Annotated in this window: 23 protein-coding genes and 1 riboswitch; of the genes, 14 read left to right on the top strand and 9 right to left on the bottom strand. The window is 39.0% G+C overall.

Going from position 1 to position 22880, the window contains the following annotated elements; genetic code table 11:
* Positions 1–9: 9 nt before the first annotated feature.
* From MKX57_RS02095 to MKX57_RS02145, 11 genes are all read left to right on the top strand, one after another.
* On the top strand, positions 10–1368 hold the full coding sequence (locus MKX57_RS02095; RefSeq protein ID WP_342531759.1) for an acetyl-CoA carboxylase biotin carboxylase subunit: 1359 nt from the start codon (positions 10–12) through the stop codon (positions 1366–1368).
* Positions 1369–1439: 71 nt separating this feature from the next.
* Positions 1440–1652, top strand: a complete 213-nt coding sequence (locus tag MKX57_RS02100; RefSeq protein ID WP_031418413.1) for an acetyl-CoA carboxylase biotin carboxyl carrier protein subunit — start codon at positions 1440–1442, stop codon at positions 1650–1652.
* 14 nt (positions 1653–1666) lie between these two features.
* A complete protein-coding gene (locus tag MKX57_RS02105) occupies positions 1667–2584 on the top strand; it encodes a hydroxymethylglutaryl-CoA lyase (protein WP_008176118.1) in 918 nt (305 codons plus the stop codon).
* A complete protein-coding gene (locus MKX57_RS02110) occupies positions 2581–3363 on the top strand; it encodes an enoyl-CoA hydratase (RefSeq protein ID WP_090002456.1) in 783 nt (260 codons plus the stop codon). Before MKX57_RS02105 ends, MKX57_RS02110 begins: the two co-directional genes overlap by 4 nt.
* 139 nt (positions 3364–3502) lie before the next feature.
* On the top strand, positions 3503–5041 hold the full coding sequence (locus MKX57_RS02115) for an acyl-CoA carboxylase subunit beta (RefSeq protein ID WP_342531763.1): 1539 nt from the start codon (positions 3503–3505) through the stop codon (positions 5039–5041).
* Positions 5042–5172: 131 nt separating this feature from the next.
* Positions 5173–5739, top strand: coding sequence for a VanZ family protein (locus MKX57_RS02120; protein ID WP_237068739.1), 567 nt, complete (start codon positions 5173–5175; stop codon positions 5737–5739).
* Positions 5740–6064: 325 nt separating this feature from the next.
* The gene (locus MKX57_RS02125; RefSeq protein WP_043990083.1) at positions 6065–6790 is read left to right on the top strand and encodes a hypothetical protein; all 726 of its coding nucleotides are present in this window, start codon (positions 6065–6067) and stop codon (positions 6788–6790) included.
* A gap of 24 nt (positions 6791–6814) precedes the next feature.
* Positions 6815–7306, top strand: a complete 492-nt coding sequence (ybaK, locus tag MKX57_RS02130) for a Cys-tRNA(Pro) deacylase (RefSeq protein WP_089985971.1) — start codon at positions 6815–6817, stop codon at positions 7304–7306.
* Between the two features lie 131 nt (positions 7307–7437).
* Positions 7438–8073, top strand: a complete 636-nt coding sequence (locus tag MKX57_RS02135) for a YitT family protein (protein WP_090002458.1) — start codon at positions 7438–7440, stop codon at positions 8071–8073.
* 101 nt (positions 8074–8174) lie between these two features.
* Positions 8175–9251: a nucleotide kinase gene (locus MKX57_RS02140; RefSeq protein ID WP_342550713.1), complete on the top strand. Its 1077-nt coding sequence runs from the start codon at positions 8175–8177 to the stop codon at positions 9249–9251.
* 58 nt (positions 9252–9309) lie between these two features.
* Positions 9310–10509 (top strand): glycine C-acetyltransferase, encoded by a 1200-nt coding sequence (locus MKX57_RS02145; RefSeq protein ID WP_008176104.1) that lies wholly within the window; start codon positions 9310–9312, stop codon positions 10507–10509.
* Here the strand turns inward: MKX57_RS02145 and MKX57_RS02150 are convergent.
* From MKX57_RS02150 to MKX57_RS02180, 7 genes are all read right to left on the bottom strand, one after another.
* Positions 10503–10904: a hypothetical protein gene (locus tag MKX57_RS02150; RefSeq protein WP_342550714.1), complete on the bottom strand. Its 402-nt coding sequence runs from the start codon at positions 10902–10904 to the stop codon at positions 10503–10505. The genes MKX57_RS02145 and MKX57_RS02150 overlap by 7 nt on opposite strands.
* A 13-nt stretch (positions 10905–10917) precedes the next feature.
* Entirely contained in the window at positions 10918–12114 is a 1197-nt protein-coding gene (locus MKX57_RS02155; protein WP_008176101.1) for a CoA transferase, read from the bottom strand.
* Positions 12111–13271, bottom strand: coding sequence for an alpha-hydroxy acid oxidase (locus MKX57_RS02160; RefSeq protein WP_043990080.1), 1161 nt, complete (start codon positions 13269–13271; stop codon positions 12111–12113). Before MKX57_RS02160 ends, MKX57_RS02155 begins: the two co-directional genes overlap by 4 nt.
* A 14-nt stretch (positions 13272–13285) precedes the next feature.
* Complete coding sequence (locus MKX57_RS02165) at positions 13286–14065, bottom strand: enoyl-CoA hydratase-related protein (RefSeq protein WP_342550715.1); 780 nt, start codon at positions 14063–14065, stop codon at positions 13286–13288.
* Positions 14066–14078: 13 nt separating this feature from the next.
* Positions 14079–14741, bottom strand: a complete 663-nt coding sequence (locus MKX57_RS02170) for a methionine ABC transporter permease (RefSeq protein ID WP_008176095.1) — start codon at positions 14739–14741, stop codon at positions 14079–14081.
* Positions 14734–15759 carry an ATP-binding cassette domain-containing protein gene (locus tag MKX57_RS02175; RefSeq protein WP_008176093.1) on the bottom strand — a complete coding sequence of 342 codons (1026 nt, stop codon included), beginning with the start codon at positions 15757–15759 and terminating at the stop codon, positions 14734–14736. The genes MKX57_RS02170 and MKX57_RS02175 overlap by 8 nt, the downstream gene beginning before the upstream one ends.
* A 94-nt stretch (positions 15760–15853) precedes the next feature.
* Positions 15854–16684 carry a MetQ/NlpA family ABC transporter substrate-binding protein gene (locus tag MKX57_RS02180; RefSeq protein WP_089985975.1) on the bottom strand — a complete coding sequence of 277 codons (831 nt, stop codon included), beginning with the start codon at positions 16682–16684 and terminating at the stop codon, positions 15854–15856.
* Positions 16685–16772: 88 nt separating this feature from the next.
* A riboswitch (SAM riboswitch) is annotated at positions 16773–16878 on the bottom strand.
* A 122-nt stretch (positions 16879–17000) separates the two neighbouring features.
* Between MKX57_RS02180 and MKX57_RS02185 the strand changes: the two genes are divergently transcribed.
* Positions 17001–17504: a PPC domain-containing DNA-binding protein gene (locus MKX57_RS02185; RefSeq protein WP_089985976.1), complete on the top strand. Its 504-nt coding sequence runs from the start codon at positions 17001–17003 to the stop codon at positions 17502–17504.
* Positions 17505–17552: 48 nt separating this feature from the next.
* Here the strand turns inward: MKX57_RS02185 and MKX57_RS02190 are convergent, their stop codons facing one another.
* Entirely contained in the window at positions 17553–18716 is a 1164-nt protein-coding gene (locus MKX57_RS02190; RefSeq protein WP_008176088.1) for a pyridoxal phosphate-dependent aminotransferase, read from the bottom strand.
* A 96-nt stretch (positions 18717–18812) separates the two neighbouring features.
* Here MKX57_RS02190 and MKX57_RS02195 point away from each other — a divergent pair, with 96 nt between their 5' ends.
* The gene (locus MKX57_RS02195; RefSeq protein ID WP_342550716.1) at positions 18813–19607 is read left to right on the top strand and encodes a carbon-nitrogen family hydrolase; all 795 of its coding nucleotides are present in this window, start codon (positions 18813–18815) and stop codon (positions 19605–19607) included.
* Positions 19608–19653: 46 nt separating this feature from the next.
* Here the strand turns inward: MKX57_RS02195 and MKX57_RS02200 are convergent, their stop codons facing one another.
* A complete protein-coding gene (locus MKX57_RS02200; protein WP_008176083.1) occupies positions 19654–21222 on the bottom strand; it encodes a PucR family transcriptional regulator in 1569 nt (522 codons plus the stop codon).
* Positions 21223–21456: 234 nt separating this feature from the next.
* On the opposite strand from MKX57_RS02200, the gene MKX57_RS02205 reads away from it, so the two are divergent.
* Positions 21457–22869: an amino acid permease gene (locus MKX57_RS02205; RefSeq protein ID WP_090002467.1), complete on the top strand. Its 1413-nt coding sequence runs from the start codon at positions 21457–21459 to the stop codon at positions 22867–22869.
* Positions 22870–22880 lie beyond the last annotated feature (11 nt).

Here is a 22880-nt window from a genome sequence, read left to right on the forward strand (position 1 = left end):
GCAGTGAATATGTTCAATAAAGTATTAATTGCAAATCGTGGGGAGATTGCTAGACGTATTATCAGAACATGCAGGCGCCTAAATATTCATACGGTTGCTATTTATTCTGAGGCAGATGCTGAAAGCTTACATGTGAAGGATGCAGATGAGGCGTACTGTGTAGGGAAACCACCTGTAGCACAAAGCTATTTAAATATAGAACGTATTCTAGAAATTGCACTAGAAAATGGCGTCGAGGCTGTTCATCCTGGCTATGGACTACTATCAGAAAATACAGAGTTTGCAAAGCGCTGTGAAGAGGAAGGTCTAATTTTTATTGGACCAAGTGCTGATGTTATTGCATCAATGGGAAGTAAATTAGAGGCACGTAAAACAATGAAAGCTGCAGGTGTTCCCATTGTAGAGGGTGTAGAGACACCTGTAAAGGATGCAGAAGAAGCTACTGAAATCGCTGAACGTTTAGGCTATCCTATTATGTTAAAGGCATCGGCAGGCGGTGGCGGTATCGGTATGCAACTTGTTGAAAATACAGAGGAGCTAGCAAAAGCATTTGAGGGAAATCAAAAACGTGCACAGTCATTTTTCGGTGATGGCACGATGTACATGGAGAGATTTATTGCTAACCCTCACCATGTTGAAGTACAAATTATTGCCGATCATCAAGGCAATGTGGTTCCGTTATTTGAACGTGAATGTTCGATTCAACGAAGAAATCAAAAAGTAGTAGAAGAAGCACCCTCACCATTCATTTCACAGGAGACAAGAGATAAGATGCTAGAAGCGTCAGTGAAGGCAGCGAAGCATATTGGCTATGTCAACGCTGGAACGATTGAGTATTTGGTAGATGAGGATCAAAACTTTTATTTCTTAGAAATGAATACAAGATTACAAGTAGAGCATCCTGTGACAGAGGAAATTACAAAACTTGATTTAGTAGAGGAGCAATTAAAAATCGCTGCACAGCAACCCCTTTCATATACAAAAGAAAGTATTACGAAACAGGGTCATGCGATTGAAGTGCGTATATACGCTGAAAATCCTTCTACATTTTTCCCGTCTCCTGGTACAATCACAGCTCTAGAATTACCAACAGGCGAAGGGGTTCGACATGAGTGTGGTGTAGAGACAGGTTCAGCAGTTACACCATTTTATGATCCAATGATTAGTAAATTGGTAGTGTGGGGAGAAACAAGGGACATTGCCTGTGAAAGATTAATCCAAGCACTGAAAGCATATAAAGTGGAGGGTATTCAAACGAATATTCCGATGCTGCTAAAAACTGTTACACATGAACAGTTTTTAAAAGGCTATACGACTACAAAATTTGTCGAACAATTTTATTTACCACAATTAGCAGAGTCAAAGTAAGTATTGAAGAGCATTCGCCCTTCATATAGAGGGCGAATGCATAATTAATTTAAAAGTAGGAGTGAATGATGATGGCAACAGTAAAAGCAAGCATGGCAGGTACAGTATGGAAAATCGTCGTAGCAGAAGGTGAGAAAGTAACGGCAGGTCAAGATGTAGCAATTTTAGAATCAATGAAAATGGAAATTCCGATTGCAGCAGAAGAAGATGGCGTGGTAACAAAAATTATCGCCAATGAAGGAGATTTCATTAACGTTGATGATGATATTTTAGAAATTGAATAAGAGGAGGCCTCTTAATGCAGCTACCTAAGCATGTCGTAATGAAAGAAGTCGGTCCCCGTGATGGTTTACAAAATGAAAAAACACATATTACAACAGCAGATAAAATACAATTAGTGAATTTGTTAAGCCAAACTGGATTAAATTACATCGAGGTGACTTCATTTGTACATCCGAAATGGATTCCACAGTTGGCGGATGCTGTCGAGGTTCTTCAAGCCATTAAAAGGAACAAGGATATTACTTATGCAGCACTTGTACCTAATATGCGAGGGCTAGAAAGGGCGTTACAGGCTGAAGTAGATGAAGTAAGTATATTTATGTCTGCTAGTGAAAGTCATAACCAAAGTAATATTAACAAAACCATAGACGAAACATTTCCTATTTTAGAGGAAGTAGTATTAGGAGCTAAAGCGTCAAAGAAAAAGGTTCGAGGCTATATCTCCACAGTTCTTGGCTGTCCCTATGAAGGATATATACATCCTGATAAAGTACTGCGTGTTACAGATAAATTATTGGAAATGGGTGTAACAGAGATCTCACTTGGTGACACGATTGGCGTTGGTGTACCCACTCAAGTTGAGCATCTTTTAGAGGAACTATTAAAAAGATATTCCGCAAATAATTTTGCTATGCATTTTCATGATACACGTGGCACGGCGCTGGCTAACATTATGAAATCTTTAGAGATGGGCGTAACCAAATTTGATAGTGCGCTTGGCGGTCTAGGTGGCTGTCCATATGCCAAGGGGGCTTCAGGTAATGTAGCCACCGAAGATTTATTATATTTATTTGATGAAATGGGCATTCAAACCGGTGTAGATCGACAAAAAATATTAGAGGCTGCACTCTTTATTGAACAGAAATTAGGCAAAGCTGTAGCTTCAAAGCAAATGGCGATTGTCCGTAATGAAAGGAGTGCGAATCCATTATGACTCAACTTGTTCGCTTTGAATTACTGGAGGGAAGTATTGGACTTATTACCCTTTTAAGACCAGAGGCTGCGAACGCGATGTCTGTACAGTTACTGCGAGAGCTATCTGATACGCTTGATCAAATCAACGGAGATCCGACAGTGCGAGTAGTCTTACTAACAGGTGCTGGAGAAAAAGCATTCTGTGCTGGGGCTGATTTAAAAGAACGCAAAGGTATGTCCGATCGACAAGTGAAGCAAATCGTACAGTTGATTGGTGCCACAGTGGCAAAAGTGGAGACACTCGCTCAGCCTGTCATTGCGGTGCTAAATGGAGTAGCCTTTGGTGGCGGTCTAGAATTAGCTTTAGCTTGCGATTTACGTGTCGCAGCAGCACATGTTAAGTTAGGTCTCACTGAAACCTCTCTCGGTATTATTCCGGGGGCAGGAGGAACGCAACGACTTCCTCGACTAATTGGTCTTGGGAAGGCAAAGGAATTAATTTATACAGCGCGTCGCTTAAATGCTGAGGAAGCTAAAAATTATGGCATCGTTGAATATGTTCATGAGGCACATGAGATAATGGAAAGGGCACAGCAGCTTGCTCTAGAAATGGCAAAAAATGCACCATTATCGCTAGTACAGGCTAAAGTGGCTATGAATCAGGGTGTTGAGGTAGATTTAGCTACTGGTTTAAAAATTGAGTCACTTGCATATAGTGCACTGATCCCTACAGAGGACCGATTAGAGGGGCTACTAGCCTTCCAAGAGAAGCGAGCACCACAATATTCAGGAAAATAAAGAAAGAATCCAATCAGATTAATCACACTGACGGAAATCTAAGCGCATTCTCATTGATTTTTTGGCGCATTGACAAAGGGGAATAGGGGCGCTAAAAAATAATTTGGCGTAATTGAATGGGCAAAGGGAGGAATTAAACATGAGCAATATTTCAACAGAAAACACGCCACCTACAATGAAAGGTAAAATTCTTTCTGGTGGTTTACCAAAATATCATGACAAAAATGCACAGCAAGGGAAGCTATTTGTACGTGAACGTCTTGAATTATTATTAGATGATGGTCTTCAATCAGAGGATGGCCTTTATGCAAATTGTTTGGCAGGCGATTTACCTGCTGATGGTGTTGTCACAGGAATTGGTAAAATTCATGGTCGTACCGTTTGTGTTTTAGCTAATGACTCAACGATTAAAGCAGGGTCATGGGGAAAGCGTACGGTTGAAAAGATGATCCGTATTCAAGAAACTGCAGAAAAACTTAACTGTCCGTTACTATATTTAGTTGATTCAGCAGGTGCACGTATTACAGATCAGCTAGAAATGTTCCCAGGTAGAAGGGGCGCGGGTCGCATTTTCTACAACCAAGTCAAGTTATCAGGTAAAGTACCACAAATTTGTCTACTATTCGGACCGTCTGCGGCAGGTGGTGCCTACATCCCTGCATTTTGTGATATCGTTGTCATGGTTGAAGGGAACGCATCTATGTATTTAGGATCTCCTCGTATGGCTGAAATGGTTATTGGAGAGAAAGTAGATTTAGAAACGATGGGTGGCGCAAAAATGCACTGTTCAGTTTCCGGTTGTGGAGATGTGCTAGCCAAAACAGAACAAGAGGCCATTGCCTATGCTCGTAAATATTTAAGCTATTTCCCTAATAACTATGCAGAACGGTGCAAAGTAGAGGCACCTAAACCACCAGCTACATTCGATAAATCGATTGAGGAATTGATACCACAAAACCAAAACGTTCCTTTTGATATGTATAAGTTAATTGAACGTATCATTGATGAAGATTCGTTTTGTGAAGTGAAGAAATTATTCGCACCGGAATTAATTACTGGTCTTGCACGTATTAAGGGGCAATCAGTAGGGATTATCGCGAATCAACCTCGCGTTAAGGGAGGCGTATTATTCCACGATTCTGCTGATAAAGCGGCCAAGTTCATTTCTCTTTGTGATGCTTTCAATATACCCCTTCTATTCTTGGCGGATGTTCCAGGCTTTATGATCGGCACACAGGTCGAAAAAGCTGGTATTATCCGTCATGGCGCAAAAATGATCTTTGCAATGAGTGAAGCAACTGTTCCAAAGCTAACGGTAATTGTTCGTAAAGCATATGGTGCTGGCTTATATGCCATGGCTGGTCCTGCCTTTGAGCCAGACTGCTGTATCGCATTATCAAATGCTCAAATTGCAGTAATGGGTCCAGAAGCTGCAGTCAATGCAGTTTATGCAAATAAAATTGCCGAGCTTCCGAAAGAGGAGCAAGCAAGCTTTATAGCTGAAAAACGAAAAGAGTACCAAGAAGAAATTGATGTGTATCGATTAGCATCAGAATTAATTATTGATGATGTAATTGAGCCAAATGATTTACGGAAGGTGCTTGAAAATCGTTTAGAGCTTTACATGTCAAAATACTTACTTTTCTCACAACGTAAGCATGGGGTAAATCCAGTATAAATACTTATGGGAAGGCTGTCTCTCTTTCAGGAGGCAGCCCTTTTTAGTCGATAAATAGTTAACAGCTACTTGCATGGTCTTAAGGAGCATATTAAAATATGGGAAGGAATAAAGGGAAGCGGGTGTTTAGCATGTCAAAAAACAACATAACGGATGTTCAAGGTAATGCCAAGCTCCCATTACCATATCGAGATGTTATTGATACATATTATTTACCAATAAAAATAGTGGGTTGGATGTTATTTAGCATCTATTCTTGTTTGGCTTTTTATAAATTGGTCATCGATCGTTTAGTTAATGTAGTCGTTGTGTTATGGGAAGGTGATTATTCCGTCGGTGACTTAGGGCTGTTTGATTACAGTAGTTGGCGATTAACTACTAATTTTATACCCTTTGAAACGATTTTCCGTTATATAAACTACTCTCAATATTTTAATTGGGATACGATAATTATTAACTTACTTGGTAATTTATTAATTTTCACCCCTATGGGCTTTTTACTGCCATTACTATCGAAGAGATTCCGCAAAGCAGGCGTTATACTTTGCTTAGGCTTTTTTGCCAGCCTTAGTGTGGAAACGATCCAATTTATTTTTACAGTAGGATCTGCGGATATTGATGATTTAATTTTAAATACTATTGGTGCATGGCTCGGTTATTTAGCTTATAAGGGTCTATTGATTACACCGAAAAAATAGGAAAGCAGCCGGTTTATATAGAGGCTGTTTTTTTTATTTATTAACACTATTTATTTTGTGCGAATGGTAGTAAATTTTATTGAAATCGAAATGAAAGTACTAAAGGACTGAAGCATATATCCTTTGGAATTAGGTATTTATATCTAAAAATGATATTAATTTGTACCCCTTTAGGTGGTTAGTAGTCATTTATGCTTGAATTTAATAATGAAAATTCCGATAATAAGTGTACAGAAGCTGTTTCGAAGGAATAGATATAGTGATAAAAAATGTTCATATCTAGTAACAAAATAGCATATGAAGATAGAAGGATGAGGTGAAAACTATGAAAATATATAATTCAATGGAGCAAGATAGATTATCATCACCATTTAATCGAAAAAAGTTCTTGCAGCGCAAAGAAGCGGGAGATGCATATCGAAAAAATGCAATGTATTTTCAACCAAAGAAAAATCCATTATTGCTTGAGCTTGAAAACCTACTATTAGGACGCACAGATCAAGATTTATATGAGCAACAACAAGAAGATGCAGAAGTAGTAACACCCCAACAGCAGGCCATTATGGAAGATTTACAGCAAACTTCAAAGAATGTTCATGCACATGAGCAAGCTTATAAATGGGCAATTGGTCATCATGACGGATCACCTGTTGTAAATAATCCAGATATGAATGATACATTACAGGTTTTAGAGCAGGTGCGAAATGCAGCATTATCACCGTCAAAGCCTTCTGCTCAAGATATACGTTTAGCAGAAAACGTGGATGCTCAAATTCAGCATATTTTACATGAAGCCAACTCTACCGTTGACGCAATAGATGAACAAAACCAACCTTTTGACAATGAAGTGACTACAGTAAAGGTTCCTGAACGTTTCTCAAAGGAATTGAAATTGGACCCATTTGCAGATACAATTTTCGGTAAGAGCCATGACGCTGCTTTAAAATTGAGAGCCTTCAAACAGGCAACTGAAAAGTATGCAGCACATGTTCAAATGACGAAAAATGGCTATCGTCCAGGCAATGATTCTATGTTCTCTTTGATAGCCTAATGTTGTAGATAGGAGATTACGGTTATGGCGAAGGCAAAGCATGCCAAAACAAATGCGATAAGATTATTAGAGCAGCAAAAAATCCAATTCGATGTGATTGAATATGAAATTGGCGACGGTCAAGTGGACGGTGTGTCTGTTGCCGAAAAAATTGGGCAGCCGGTTGCTCGTGTTTTTAAAACATTAGTAGCAAGGGCAAGTGCCCACAAGCTCTTTGTATTTGTTATTCCAGTGGCTGACGAACTGGATTTAAAGGCTGCCGCAAAGGTAGTTGGAGAAAAGAAGATTGATATGCTACCTGTAAAAGATTTACTTAGTTATACAGGATATGTCCGTGGTGGATGCTCGCCGGTAGGCATGAAAAAATTATATCCTACGGTAATCGATGAAACTGCTCAACAACAAGGCAGTATCATTGTAAGTGCAGGAAAAATAGGCATGCAAATGCATGTTCAGCTTAATGATTTGAAGAATATTACAAAGGCCCAGCTTGCGCCAATTACAACTACCCATTAGTAAAATCGGGTAGTTTTTTATTTTCATAGAATACGGTCATTTATCCTTCCATTCATAAACACGATTTCACGATATTTTCAGAAAATATGATACAGTAAGAGCATTATCAAACATAGAGAGAGGGCTAGGAAATGCGCAAAATAATGGGGTGGCGCTGGACATTTTTTATTGGTGGCTTGATTGTGATGTCACTGGGAATTACGATGTCCATAAAAGGGAAAATAGTTGGAACAAGTCCTTGGGATGTCTTGCATGTAGGATTATTTCAAAACTTCGGATTAACGATTGGTACATGGTCTATATTAACGGGTCTTTTTATTGTCGCATCAACATCGATTGTTTTACGAACATGGCCCAAAATTGGTACATGGCTGAACATGCTACTAATCGGTTCATTCATCGATGTATTTAACTGGTTATTGCCTTCAACAGATGTATATGGTCTACAAATTACATATTTTATTATTGGTTTATTTGTCTTAAGCTTTGGCTGTGGTATGTATATTGCTCCAAATATGGGAGCAGGCCCTCGTGATACATTAATGATGATACTCGTCGAAAAATTTGGCGGATCTATTAAAACTGCGAGAATGGGCATCGAAGTTCTAGTGACCATTGTAGGGTGGCTACTAGGTGGGCCAGTTGGAGTAGGAACAGTATTAATTGCATTAACCTCAGGATATATTGTGCAATATTCATTACCTTATTGCCGCAAAGTATTAATGAAATGTATTGGCCATATAGAAGACATGAGACCTTTTTATTAAACTATAAAGCTACTTTTATCTGTTAAGGATAGGGGTAGCTTTTCATCTTTTTTAGTGTTCCTTCATATAATGCAAGGCAGAAACAAAAGGAGGAACGACATTTGAACGGAAATGTGACGTATTATTTTGGACACGCATTGACTGGGCAAGGTGTGAAACATTTATATAAAGAAATGATGGAGGAAGCGGAGCTAGTTTATTTTTTACAAGGTGCCTCTACATCTAAAGGATCAGAGCTGTTGAAGGAGCTGGGTTATTTTTATGTTAAACAAGGCTTTGCTGTCGAATGGTTTAAGCACGCGTTATTAGAGGAAGTAGTCGAGGCTGTTTATGTAAAGGGTTGTAATAGACTGTATGTCTGGGCATCAGAATGGGATATAGAGCCAACATTACTTGGGACGAAGCATCGTGTTATGTCTTTTTATGATTGCTTGGAGGATGCTCAGCTTGAGAAAGTTGGAGAGCAACTGGCAAATGCAGTACAGGAACGTACAGCTTGGCGTGATAAATGTATTGCCAAGCTAAACCATGCTATCAAGCTGCACGATGATTGGGAGGTTGTGACGCAAAGCTGCATGAATTGGCAGGCATTAAATGAACAGGTGGAAAATTTAAAATCGGAAGTCTTCCAATCTATAGTTTTAAATAAAACGGGCGAACGAACACATCGTTTACTTGGAACGTTAACGCCTAGAGGGGCAGAAAATACAGTTGAAAGCATCACAAAAAATATATCGACAAGATTAATGATTAAAGGCAAACCGGGTACGGGCAAATCCTCCTTGATGAAAGGCTTAGCAGATGAGGCGAATGCAAGAGGACTGGATGCCCAAATTGTATGGTGTGGCTTAGATGCAGGATCTGTCGATATGGTCATTATCCCAGAACTAAATTTCTGTATTTTTGATAGTACGGAACCTCATATTTTTGATCCACAGGATGGTCGATTAGGCGATAAGATATTTGATATTGGGCAACATTGTGCGCTTACGAAAGAGGCGGAATTAGCAATAGCGGAAGTACGAGAATGCTATAAAGAAGCCATGCAAGATGCGATGGGCTATTCAAAGCGTTATGCAGAAGCAGAATATACAGTGCGACGTTTATTGGATCATTGCCTATCCGCCTCTTTATGGCGAGAAAAAACAGCGTCATTATTCGAAAGATTAACAAAATAATTTAGCTAAAGGCTTGCTTGTGCTAAACTAGGAGCTAGAACTGTTTTCCTAGGAAAGGATGATACGCTTGTCAAAAGTATTGAATGCATTTTTAGACGAAAACCTACAAGCCTTACATGAACAAGGCTTATACAATGAAATTGATCCAGTAGAGGGTGCGAATGGCCCGATTATTCAGGTACGTGGCAAAAATCTTGTTAACTTATCTTCTAACAATTATCTAGGCTTAGCAACTAATGAAGAATTAAAGCGTATTGCCAAAGAAACGATTGAAAAATACGGTGTTGGAGCAGGTGCTGTACGTACTATTAACGGGACGCTTGACTTACACGTTAAATTAGAGGAAAAGCTTGCTGAATTTAAAGGAACAGAAGCAGCTATTTCTTATCAATCTGGCTTTAATTGTAATATGGCAGCTATTTCTGCTGTTATGGATAAAAACGATGCAATTCTTTCTGATCAATTAAACCATGCCTCTATTATTGACGGTTGTCGTTTATCAAAGGCGAAAATCATTCCGTTTAATCACTCAGATATGGATGATTTACGTGCTAAGGCAAAAGCGGCAAAAGAATCTGGATTATACAATAAAGTGATGGTTATTACGGATGGTGTATTCTCAATGGATGGCGATATTGCTAAATTGCCAGAAATTGTGGAAATCGCCAAGGAATTTGATTTAATTACTTATGTTGATGATGCACATGGTTCAGGTGTAACAGGTAAAGGCAAAGGAACTGTGAAGCACTTTGGACTAGAAAAAGAGATTGATTTCCAAATTGGTACACTATCAAAAGCAATTGGTGTCGTGGGTGGCTATGTAGCTGGGAAGAAGAACTTAATTGATTGGTTAAAAGTTCGTTCACGTCCATTCTTGTTCTCAACAGCTTTACCACCAGGTGATGTGGCAGCCATTACAGCTGCTGTACAAATGCTAATTGATTCTACAGAGCTTCACGATAAACTGTGGGATAATGGTAACTATTTAAAAGCGGGATTAGCGAAGCTTGGCTTTAATATTGGTGAATCAGAAACACCAATTACTCCTTGTATTATTGGAGATGAAAAGCTGACACAAGAATTTTCAAAACGCTTATTTGAAGAAGGCGTTTATGCAAAATCAATCGTATTCCCAACCGTTCCTAAAGGCACAGGTCGCGTTCGTAATATGCCAACAGCAGCTCATACAAAAGAAATGCTTGATGATGCGTTAGCCATTTACGAGAAAGTTGGTCGTGAATTAGGTGTAATTCAATAATACGAAAAGGCTACCTCCGTTGTGGAAGTAGCCTTTTTGCTTACAATGAAAACGGGTGCTTCTTTCCAATCAAATTCTATGAAGTGACGGATAGCTCGAGCAGAGTGACAGATAGCCTTAGTAAAGTGACGGATAGCGCGGGCAAAATACCGGATAGCCTGAGCAGAGTGACGGATAGCTCGAGCAGAGTGACGGATAGCTCGAGCAGAGTGACGGATAGCTCGAGCAGAGTGACGGATAGCGCGAGCAAAGTGGCGGATAGCCAGAGTAAAGTGACGGATAGCCAGAGCAGAGTGACGGATAGCCTGAGCAGAGTGACGGATAGCGCGGCAAAGTGGCGGATAGCCTAAGGAAAGTGACGGGTAGCCCGCCCAAAGTGATCGATAGCTCGTCAAAATAAAGGGCTTCTTATTTTGAGCGTATTACATTCGCTTTTTTTAGCTGCTGGACTTCATGATCAGTGATGTTTAATGCCTGCAAAATTTCTTCATTATGCTGTCCTAAAGTTGGCGCTGCACTAGTTAATTGACCCGGCGTGTGTGAGAATTTTGCTGGGAAACCTAGTGTTCTCATGGGCCCAGCAGTTGGATGGTCATAGGACAAGACCATGCCACGCTCTAAAATATGGGGATCATTTAAGGTTTGGTCATAGGAATAGATAGGGCTGGATGGTACGCCGTGTTCATCTAAAAGCTCCAGCCAGTAGGTTGCTGGATGTTTCGCTAATTCACTTTCAATTTCTGCCTCTAACGCCTTTACATGCTGAGCACGTGAATAGTTAGTAATAAAGAGGGGATTGTCTAACCAATCAGGTCGTTTGACAACTTTTGTCGCAAAAATTTCCCATAGCTTTTGATTGCCAGCACCTATTAAAATATAGTCATCCTGTGTTTTAAAGCCTTGATACGGTGCGGAAACTCGATGGGCAGTTCCTGTTCGCTCGGGTAATTCGCCCTGACCAAAGTAGGCAGCGGCCTCCCAAACAGTCCAAGCAAGCCCAGACTCTACTAAAGAAACATCGATATATTGCCCCTCACCACTGCGCAGCTTATAAATATAGGCCATTAAAATAGATTGTAAGGCCGTTTGGGCAGCGGCAATATCATTGACTGCAAAGCCAACTTTTACAGGTCGGCCCTGTGGTTCACCAGTCATATGCATTAAGCCACTTAGACCCTGTGCCATAATATCATAGCCACCTTTCTGGCTATAAGGACCCGTTTGTCCATAGCCAGAAATAGAGCAGTAAATGAGTCCAGGATTAAGGGTTTTTAAAGTATCATAATCAATCCCTAGCTTTTTCGTAACACCTGGTCTATAGTTTTCCACAAGCACATCAACAGATTGGATAAGCTCTTTGAATAAAGCCAAGCCCTCTGGCGTTTTTAAATTTAGACATACACCCTTTTTATTGCGATTAACCATCATATACATATGACTTTCTTCATGAATGAACGGGCCCATTGCTCGGGTGTCGTCTCCATTTGGATATTTCTCGATTTTAATAACTTCTGCGCCCATATCCGCTAAGACCATTGTGCAATAAGGGCCCGCTAATACTTGTGATAAATCAACAACTTTTAATCCCTCTAATGCCTGTTTCATTTAACCTCAGTCCCATCATTTTTGACTAATGTAATCGTACGTAACCCTTCAACGGAGGTTGTCCCTGCTAGTGCAATGGAAACCTTTAATTCATCATAGATATTTGTCATTACTTTTTCGGCACCTTGTTGTCCCTCAAGGGCTAGGCCATAGACGAAGGGACGCCCAATTGCTACAGCATCTGCTCCTAAAGCAAGTGCTTTTAAGGCATCCATCCCGCGATATACACCACTATCTAAAATAATAGGGATTTGTCCATTGACAGCACTCACGATGGGGGGAAGGGCATCAAGTGAACCAATAACACCATCTAATTGTCGGCCGCCATGGTTCGATACGATAATACCGTCAATCCCATTTTCAAGGGCTAGCTTTGCATCTTCAGGATGTAAAATTCCCTTTAGTAATATAGGAAGATTTGTACGCCGTTTTAATTCACGAACATGTTCCCAATTGAGTGTAGGGTGGAAGACATTTTGCAAGACGCCTTGTACATACGATTCAAATGAATCATTAGGCAAAGAAGCCATAAAGACAGGATCATTTATGTAATTTCCTTTTGCGTAGCCTAGCTTTAATGGTGAAAATTGATTGCGTACATCTTCTTCTCGCCATCCAAGCATTACTGTATCGACTGTTAAAACAATAGCTTCAAAGCCTGCTGACTCTGCTCGTGCGGCCATACTAAATGCAATTTCTTCATTTGTAGACCAATACAATTGAAACCATTTTGTTGCTGAAGGGGCAGCTTCGGCAACATCTTCGAGTGCATAGGTGGAGACTGTGCTTTGAATATATGGCATATTTAATTGCTGGGCAGCGCGTACAGCGGCAAGTTCACCTTCCTCGTGAACCATTCCGTTCATGCCGACAGGGGCAAAGAGCAATGGCGTTGGGTATGTTTTCCCGAACAAATTAATGGTTGTATGAACGTTTGAAACATCATTTAAGAAGCGGGGAACAATGGAGTATTTTTCAAAAGCTGAACGATTATTACGTAATGTTTGTTCACCGCCAGCACCTGAGCGAATGTAGCCGAATGGCCCAGCTGGAATTTTTTCCGCTACTGCTTTTTCTAAATCAGCAAAGCAAATGGGGAAGGGGGCTTGGGCAGTGATATTTTTTAAGAGTAGGTCACCATCAGTTGTATTTGTCATCGTTACTACCTCACTTATTTATTGAAAATAGGCTTTCTTTTATTTAAAAAAGCTTGAATACCTTCGTTATAATCATCAGAACTAAATGAATCGAGAATCAATTGAGCCAGCTCATCACTCTCTGCATTTTCTCCATCCACGATAGCTTGAATTATTTTTTTACTACCTGCATTGGCAATAGATGATTTACTTAAAAGATGCTCAGCAAATTGCATAGTGGCATTTTCAATTTCCTGCGGCTCATGAAGGGCAGTAATCAAACCAATGCTTTTGCCTTCCTCTGCTGTAAAAATGTTTGCTGTGTATAAAATCTCTTTAGCCTTCGCGACACCAACAATATTAATAAGACGTTTAGTGCTTTCAAGATTATAGACAATCCCAATGTTGGCAGCGGTAATGCCAAGCTTACTCTTTGGTGTCGCCAATCTAAAGTCACAAGCATTGGCTAACTCTAAGCCGCCGCCAATCGCTAAGCCCTGAATCATGGCAATCGTAGGATGTGGGAATTTATAGAGGGCATCAATAGCCTTTAAAGCTAGATCATTATAGGCTTTAGCATTATCCGCAGCATAACGAATATCTAAAAACTCACTAATATCAGCACCTGAGGAAAAGGCGACTTCATTGACACCGCGCACAATTAATAGCTTGATAGACATATCTGTACGTAACTGTTCTAGCTCGTCTATGATCGCTTGGAACATTGTCGTCGATAAAGAATTTCGTTTGTCAGGACGGTTTAACACTAGCGTTGCGATATAGCCGTTTTTTTCTACATAAATCTCAGTTGACATGGATATCCTCCTCCTAGTCTTTCTTCAATTTGGCTGAAATGCGGTTACCTATGGATTGTATGCTTTGTACAAGGATGATTAAAATAAACACCGTTGCATACATGACATCTACCTCATAGCGTAAATGACCATAACGGTAAGCTAGGTCACCTAATCCGCCAGCACCAACCATTCCCGCCATTGCTGTTGCGCCAATCAATCCAATTGTAGCGATTGTTAAGCCTAAAATAATGGATGGGCGTGCTTCGCGTAATAATACATGCCAAATGATATGGCGACGTTTAATACCCATAGCTGTGTAGGCTTCGACAACGCCCGAATCAACTTCTAAAAGCGCTGACTCCATCAGTCGTGCAATATAAGGAGCCGTATAAACTACAAGCGGAACAATAACGCCTTTAACGCCAATCGTTGTACCGACGATAACCTTTGTAAAAGGTAAAATGAAGAATAGTAAGATGATGAATGGCACTGAACGGATAATATTGATGACTAGATTAAAAAATTGATAGAAAAATTTATTTTCAAAGGATTGACCAGGTCGTGTTAAAACAATTAAAAGGCCTAAAGGTATTCCAATTAAAATCGAAAAGAATAATGAAATTCCGACCATTTGAAATGTTTCGATAATTGCTTTGCCAATAACCTCTGACCAATCATTAAAGAAATTATTCATGGATCTCTCCTCCTAACTCTTCCACAGTAACGCCATTCTCTGCAAAATAGGTTAGCGCCTTTTGAACAATGTTGGGCTCTCCGTTTAAATGCACCACAATATTACCAACAATGCCGTTTTTTAATTCAATAATATTGGCTGTTAAAATGTTTGGTTGTACATCATATACTTTGCTCACTTCAGCTAATAATGGCTTACCAGTACTTTCTCCAAGAAATGTTAAACGAATGACGCTACCTGAAACATTTAACTGCTCAATAAGAGAAGGAGTTAAGTTACGTTGTGAAATAGTACTTAAGAACTTTCTTGTAGTAGGGTGTTGTGGTTTTGCAAAGAGCTCAATAGCCGTACCAAATTCAACTACTTTCCCTGCCTCTAGAACAGATACCTCATCACAAATTTTCTGAATGACATTCATTTCATGTGTAATCAGTAGGATTGTAATTCCTAATTCACGATTAATTTTTAACAATAGTTCAAGAATAGCCTCTGTAGTCTCAGGATCAAGCGCACTTGTTGCTTCATCACTAAGTAAAATTTCTGGCTCTTGCGCTAGAGCGCGTGCAATTGCGACACGTTGCTTTTGTCCACCTGAAAGCTGATTAGGATAGCTATCTAGCTTTTCTGTTAAACCTACAATTTCGGCATATTTAGCCACACGATTTTTGACTTCTGTTTCGTTATAACCAAGTAGCTTTAAGGGAACTGCAATATTGTTATAAACAGTTGCTGTCTTTAAGAGATTAAAATGTTGAAAAATCATACCAATCTTTTGTCGTGTTTGACGTAAGTCATGAAGTGAAAGGGTAGTAATATCCACATTGTCAATCAAGACTTTGCCTGCTGAAGGACGCTCTAGTAAATTAACACAACGAATCAGCGTACTTTTACCGGCACCACTATACCCAATTACACCATGAATTTGCCCTTTTTTTACATGAAGATTGATTCCATCCACAGCCTTAATACTGCCTTTTTTTGTCTTATATTCTTTTGAAATATTTTGTAATTGAATCATCAGATTGATTGCTCCTTTCTTAACTTCTAAAAAGCAAGAATCTGCGTGGTTTCCATAGTGGAAATTTGGCAGATTCTTTAGCTTATCGCACGTATTACCAGCTAGGGATTACAGAACCTTTGAATTCCTCTTCAATGAATTGGCGTACTTCATCAGATTGATAAGCCTCAATGAACTTTTTAATCGTTGGGTCGTTTTCATTTTCTGCACGAACGACAATGTAGTTCACATATGGAGAGTCAGTAGATTCTAAAAGAATAGAGTCCTCTTGCGGATTAATGCCAGCTTCCAGCGCAAAGTTAGTATTAATAGCAGCTACATCTACTTCACTAAGCTGCTTAGGAATTTGTGCAGCTTCTAATTCTATGAATTTTAAATTCTTTTTGTTTTCTTCCACGTCACGAACAGATGCTGTTAAGTCCGCTCCATCTTTTAATTTAATATAGCCTGCCTCTTGTAAAACAAAGAGAGCACGCGCTCCATTTGTTGGGTCATTCGGTAAGCCAAATGTTGCGCCTTCAGGAACATCATCCAATGATTTATATTTTTCAGAGTAAATACCCATTGGATTTAAAATTGTTTTGCCAACCGGTACTAAATCTGTATCGTGATCTTTATTAAATGTATCCAGGAAAGGCTTATGCTGATAGCTGTTTGCATCAAGATCTCCTTCTGCTAAGGATGTATTTGGTAAAACATAATCAGAAAATGATTTTAGTTCTACTTCTAGACCTTTTTCCTTTGCAACTTTAGCAGCTACCTCTGCAATTTGCTCATGAGGTCCTGAAGTGACACCCACAACAATTTTATTTTCATCGATAGCTTCGCCTTTTCCTTTGCTATCATCTTTAGAGCCACAGCCCGCTAGTGCTGCTACTAATGTAAGACTTGCTAAACCTACTAAAAATTTATTTTTCTTCTTCATGAAAACTACCTCCAAAAATTGTTTTATCGGTTTTTGAAAATAAAAAAAACTCTCTTACAAATTAAGAGAGGCTCATGAAAAAAGTCCTCTCTTATCTATCAAACGAATTTCGTTTGCAGGATTTAGCACCTTCCTTTATAAAAGGAGGTTGCCGAGCTTCATAGGGCCAGTCCCTCAGCTACTCTTGATAAGAGATTCATATTATATTTTTGTATTTCCGATAGAACTAATATAATTTATAGGGTATAGTAAGTCAATAAATATTTTTGAAATTTTTTATATTGTTATAATATTTTGTCGTGAAGGAGGGAGAAGATTGTCCGTAAGAGTTAATTATGGCATAGGTTCATTTGGTAAGGTGATTAGTGCACGTCTTCTCATGGGAACAGACATCATTGAAGGAATTGAGGCACTTTGTGAAGAGAATAAAATTGAATCAGCAACCATTATTAGTTGTATTGGTAGTTTTCAAAAAAGTAGCTTTGTTTATTTAGTACCTGATGAAACTTCCCACATTAAAGTTCGATTTAGTGATGTGGTTGAGAAAGAGGGGCCACTCGAGTTTATCCAAGGTTCAGGAGTTGTTTGTAAGCGTGATGCACAATATGAAACGCATTTCCATGGTTCCATGAGCGATCAATGGGGAGTGGTTTCAGGCGGTCATTTTATAAAGGGCGGAAATATCGTCATAACAGCAGATGTAGTGCTGGCAGAAGTTCAAGGCATTCAGCATATCCGTCAGTTGGATGATGAAACAGGTCACGTACAATTTTATCCATTAGAACATGGGTTAGATCTTCCAAGGAAAATTGAAAAATAGTAAGTCCTGTAGCTAGTGAAAGCTACAGGACTCCATTTTGTTCCATGTTTAAAATAATTTTAATTGCTCAATTCTATGCATGGCTTCTCGTAACCGTTCCTCGCTTACAAGCAAGCCAATGCGCACATAGCCTTCCCCATATTGACCAAAGCCATTTCCTGCGGCTACCGCAATATCAGCTTTGTCGAGCAAAATATCGGCAAATTGTTCACTAGTAAAACCTAATGGGACAGAGAGCCAGGCAAAGAAGGTGCCCTTTGGTGCCGTTACTTGCCATCCGATTCTATGAGCTTCTTCGATTAGAACATTTCGACGACGCTCATAGGTAGCTCTTAGCTCATCTGCACATTCCTGTGAAGATGTAAGGGCAACAGCTGCTGCTTGTTGAATAGCAGGGAATTGACTACAAAACAAATGATCTTGAATAAGATTAATCGCGGCAATCAAATCAGCATTACCAACAGCAAAGCCTATGCGCCAACCTGCCATATTATAAGTCTTTGATAATGTGTACATTTCGATTCCAACTTCTTTTGCACCATTGGCCTGTAAGAAACTAATAGGTTTATTGCCATCAAATCCAATTGCACCATAAGCAAAATCATGTGATACGATGATATTATGCTCTTTAGCAAAACGAATGGTTTCTTCAAAAAATTCAAGTGTAGCTGTACCACCCGTAGGATTATTTGGGTAATTTAAGTAAAGTAACTTTGCTTTCTCCTTAACTTCTTTAGATAGGGCATCATAATCAGGTAAGAAATTATTTTCAGCAAAAAGTGGCATCACTTCAAAATTAACATCACCTAATACAACACCAGATAAGTAGTCTGGATAGCCCGGGTCTGGTAATAGCATAGTATCGCCTGGATTTAACACAGCCAAAGGTAGCTCAACAAGACCAATTTTTGTGCCACCAAGAATCGCTACTTCAGTATCAGGATCAATCTCCACATCATATTCCCGTTTATAAAAGTCGGCAGCCGCTTGACGTAATTCGGCGATACCACGAAAAGGTGAATATTTGTGGTTTTGAGGATTTTCAGCTGCTTCCTGCAATGCTTGAATGATATGAGTAGGCGTAGGTTGGTCGGGATTTCCTTGCCCGAGATTAATCACATCACGACCTTCTTCCAGGGCATTGTTTACTTTTTGGACAAGCGCTGCAAAAAATTGAGTGGGTAATTGCTGTAGTTTTTTAGAGAATTCCATGCATGATCACCTTTTTCAGAATATAATAATTATTATTGAAGAATATGAAGCAAATAGTAGTACTTTTTTTGTTAATTGTCTAGAGGAGGAATGAATATGAAAATCGGTTGTATTCAGTTAAACGTTGGCTTCGGCAAAGTAGAAGAAAATTTTATACGGGCAGAGGACAAGATTCGTGAAGCCGCAAAACTAGGGGCAGAAATTATTGTGCTTCCAGAAATGTGGAATACGGGCTACGCACTAGAGAAGCTACCAGAATTGGCGGATGTTAACGGTGAGCGTACAAAGGCATTTTTAGCTAACTTAGCGAAGGAGCTTAGTGTACATATTGTCGGTGGCTCCGTTTCAATAAAAAAGGACGACAAGTTTTACAATACGATGTATACATTTGATAACAATGGATTACTTGTTGGGGAATATAACAAAGCCCATCTTTTCCGTTTAATGGACGAGCATCTTTACTTAGAAGCTGGAGATGATATGAATCGATTCGCGCTAGGACCTATTGAGGCGGCTGGTGTCATTTGCTATGATATTCGTTTCCCTGAATGGTTACGTGCGCATGCCCTCCAAGGAGCGAAGGTGCTGTTTGTACCAGCTCAATGGCCGACGCCTAGAATTGATCATTGGAAAACATTGCTGCAAGCGCGAGCGATTGAAAACCAATGCTTTGTTATAGCAGTTAACCGTATTTCGAGAAAAGTAGAAAACTTTAATGGGCAATCGATGATTATTCAGCCGTGGGGTGAAGTGCTTTGGGTTGGTGCTGAAGACGAGGAAGTAGCAGTAATTGATGTGGATTTCTCCATAGTTGATGAAGTACGTGGAAGAATTCCTGTATACGATGATCGTCGACCAGGACTTTATCAAGCTGTTGTGGTGAAAGGATAATGAGATGGCACGTTGAAGGGGGAGAGCTCTTGAACGTGCCTATTTTTTAACTCTTGTCATCGATTAAGGAGTTTGCAAGGAGCATAAATTCCAGTGTGATGCGATTATGACCCTTCATGAAATTTTCTCCGAGTAAACTTTCAAGCTTTTTTAAGCGGTGATACAGTGTTTGACGAACGATAAACAATTGGTTAGCCGTTTGCTGCTTGGAGCCGTTTGATTGTAAATAGACTTGTAAGGTTTCAAGAAGCTTGCTGTTATATTTTTCATCGTACTCAATAACTGGCTGTAAATAGTCGTTTATAACCTCCTTTAAATTCACCTGCATTTGTAATTTATAGATTAAATGATACAAATGCAAATCATCATAAAAGAACGAGGAAGTTTGCACTTTGCGGCAAATATATAATGTTTCTAATGCAGTTTGATAGCTTTTGGAGATTTCTTGTACATCAGCTACAACTTTACCAACCGCTATTTGAAACCCTTGAGTTTGCTGTTTTTTATAAAAATCAGTTTTGGGCAGTGAGGTAAAGATGCTATTTAGTATTTCTCGAATCGCTCGACAATCTTTTGTATGAAGTAAAATAAAAATGACATAGCTTTTTCTTTCGAATAAAAATGGGATAAAGCCATGCTGTTCAAAGAGATTACGATAATAAAGTTTACTATAGACAATATCCTCCTGCGCTTTCATTACTGTATTGGGAGTGGCCAAAACAAAGACAGCCCCACTAGATTGTGAATAGTTAGTATAGTGAGAAACGATAAATTTATAGATTTCCTCCTTGTTCAGTTTTTGGTCGATCCAATCAGCTAAAATCGAAGCGTCCTCAATATTCTTTTTCTCCTCAATATAGAACTCTCGCATTAATAATTGCGCTAATGCTGTTGCTGTACGGTCTAAAATTAATAATTCAAACTCTGAGAATAGGCCATCTTCACGAAAAATCGTTAAATCTGCATAATGTTGATCAAAAATAAAGATGGGCTCATGTTTAAATTGCTGAGCATATTTATTCAAAGCTAATAATTGCTGACGGTTACTTTTTGTCATGTTAGGAAAAAAGATAGGTTCCCGTCCCTTAATGGAAAACATAATTTGTGTTTTCAATTCGTTATACATATTTTGTAAAATATCATCCGTGTTTTGTCCTAAGACCGTATTTTTATTTAAAGTTTGTGAGTAGGATTCTAGTGTCGAAACCATTAAATATTGCTGATTAATAATTTGACTGTGTAAATCCTGTGTAATGCGAACAAAAGGAACCGCTTCATGAAAAACAATAATCGGGAACTGATGACGATTTGCAATAGCAAGTATTGCTTCTGGAACTGCTTGAATAGAAGAGCCATACTCAATACAAAGGGCAGCACAATTTTTTTCAATTAAGGATTCAATAAACGTCATAAAATCTTCAATGCCATGTTGAAGACTGATCCCCGTCGTTAACACCAGCTCTTCTCCAACTAAAAAATTATCTACATGGACTATTTCAAGAACATGTGCCCACTTTACGATTCTTAATAACCCCTCATGACCTGCAACTACCTCTGCATTCTGAAAGTATTTATTTTCTAACACATGAAGTACTTTAAGTTGGAATTGGCTCAATATAGCTCCTCCTTTTGAAACATCTTCTATGACTGTTGTATCTATATATTGCTGTTTAGTGTTATTAAATAGCTAGAAAACTGAATAAAGTAATATTTTAAGAATATTTAGTCTATTTTACATTATGTTTAAAACAATTGTATAGAAATTTACAGTTTGTCTATTACTTCAACGATATGAAACATGTAAGATTTTTGTAAGCGATAATCCAATCTAATAAAAGAGGTGTCAGATATGGAGCAACAAACGCATTTACAAAGAGGATTAAAGAAACGGCATATGACGATGATCGCAATAGCGGGTGTAATTGGGGCTGGCTTATTTATGGGCAGTGGCTCAGTCATTAACTTGGCGGGTCCAGGAGCAATTTTATCGTATATATTTGCAGGAATTATCGTCATCTTAGTGATGCGTATGCTAGGTGAGATGGCGGCTGTCAATCCAACGAGTGGGTCGTTTGCACATTATGCCCATGAAGCAATTGGTCCATGGGCAGGCTTTATGATTGGCTGGCTGTATTGGTTTTTCTGGGTCATAGCTATTGCATTAGAGGCGACGGCAGCAGCGGCCATTATTCAATATTGGTATGACGGAATTCCTTTATGGCTCTTAAGTTTACTTTTAACCGTAGCACTTACTTTAACAAATGTTCTTTCTGTAAAAGCCTTTGGCGAATTTGAATATTGGTTTTCTCTTATTAAGGTTGCAAGTATAGTAGTTTTTTTAGGTTTAGGCGCGTTCATTATTTTTGGTATAGCCCCAAACTTTAACGCTGTCGGTCTGACAAATCTAGTTGAGCAGGGTGGATTTTTACCAAACGGCTTTGGCGCTGTACTAATGGGTGTTGTCATTGTTATTTTTTCCTTTATGGGGACAGAGATTGTCGCTATCGCTGCTGGTGAGTCAGACGAACCGTTAGCAGCTGTAACAAAAGCTACCAATTCGATTACTTGGCGCATTTTAATTTTCTATGTGGGTTCAATAACTGTTGTTGTGACGTTATTGCCTTGGCACTCCTCTGATATTTTAACAAGTCCTTATGTAGCAGTGTTAGATTATATTGGTATTCCTGCCGCCGCACAAATCATGAATTTTGTTGTTTTAACAGCTGTGTTATCGTGTTTAAATTCTGCACTTTATGCAACATCACGAATGGTATTTTCTTTAGCAGAGAAGGGCGAGGCACCAAAAGCCTTTTTGAAATTAAATAAAAATGGTGCACCTGTGAATGCTATTTTAGCCGCAACATTTTTCTCTTATATTGCCGTTATTATGAATTATGTTTCACCAGATAAAGTATTTATGTTTTTACTAAGCTCTTGTAGTGCTATTACTTTAATTCTTTATTTAATTATCGCCTTTTCACAATTGAGAATGCGTAGAAAGATTGAACGCGAAAATCCTGAGCTATTAAAGGTGAAGATGTGGCTATTCCCGTATCTAACGTATTTCACAATAGTAGCTACAACTGCCTTATTAATAGCCATGTTCTTTATTGAGTCTATGCGCTCACAAATTCTATTTACATGTGTTGTCGTTGCTGTGGTAATGATTTTTTATTTACTTACGCAAAGGAATAAGGTGATAAAACAGGTCGATGAATCAAGCTCTATTTTTAGCAAAGACGAATTTGATTTTGAACAATAATCCCATGTAAG

This window comes from Lysinibacillus sp. FSL M8-0216, from assembly GCF_038595555.1.
GTDB lineage: Bacteria > Bacillota > Bacilli > Bacillales_A > Planococcaceae > Lysinibacillus > Lysinibacillus fusiformis.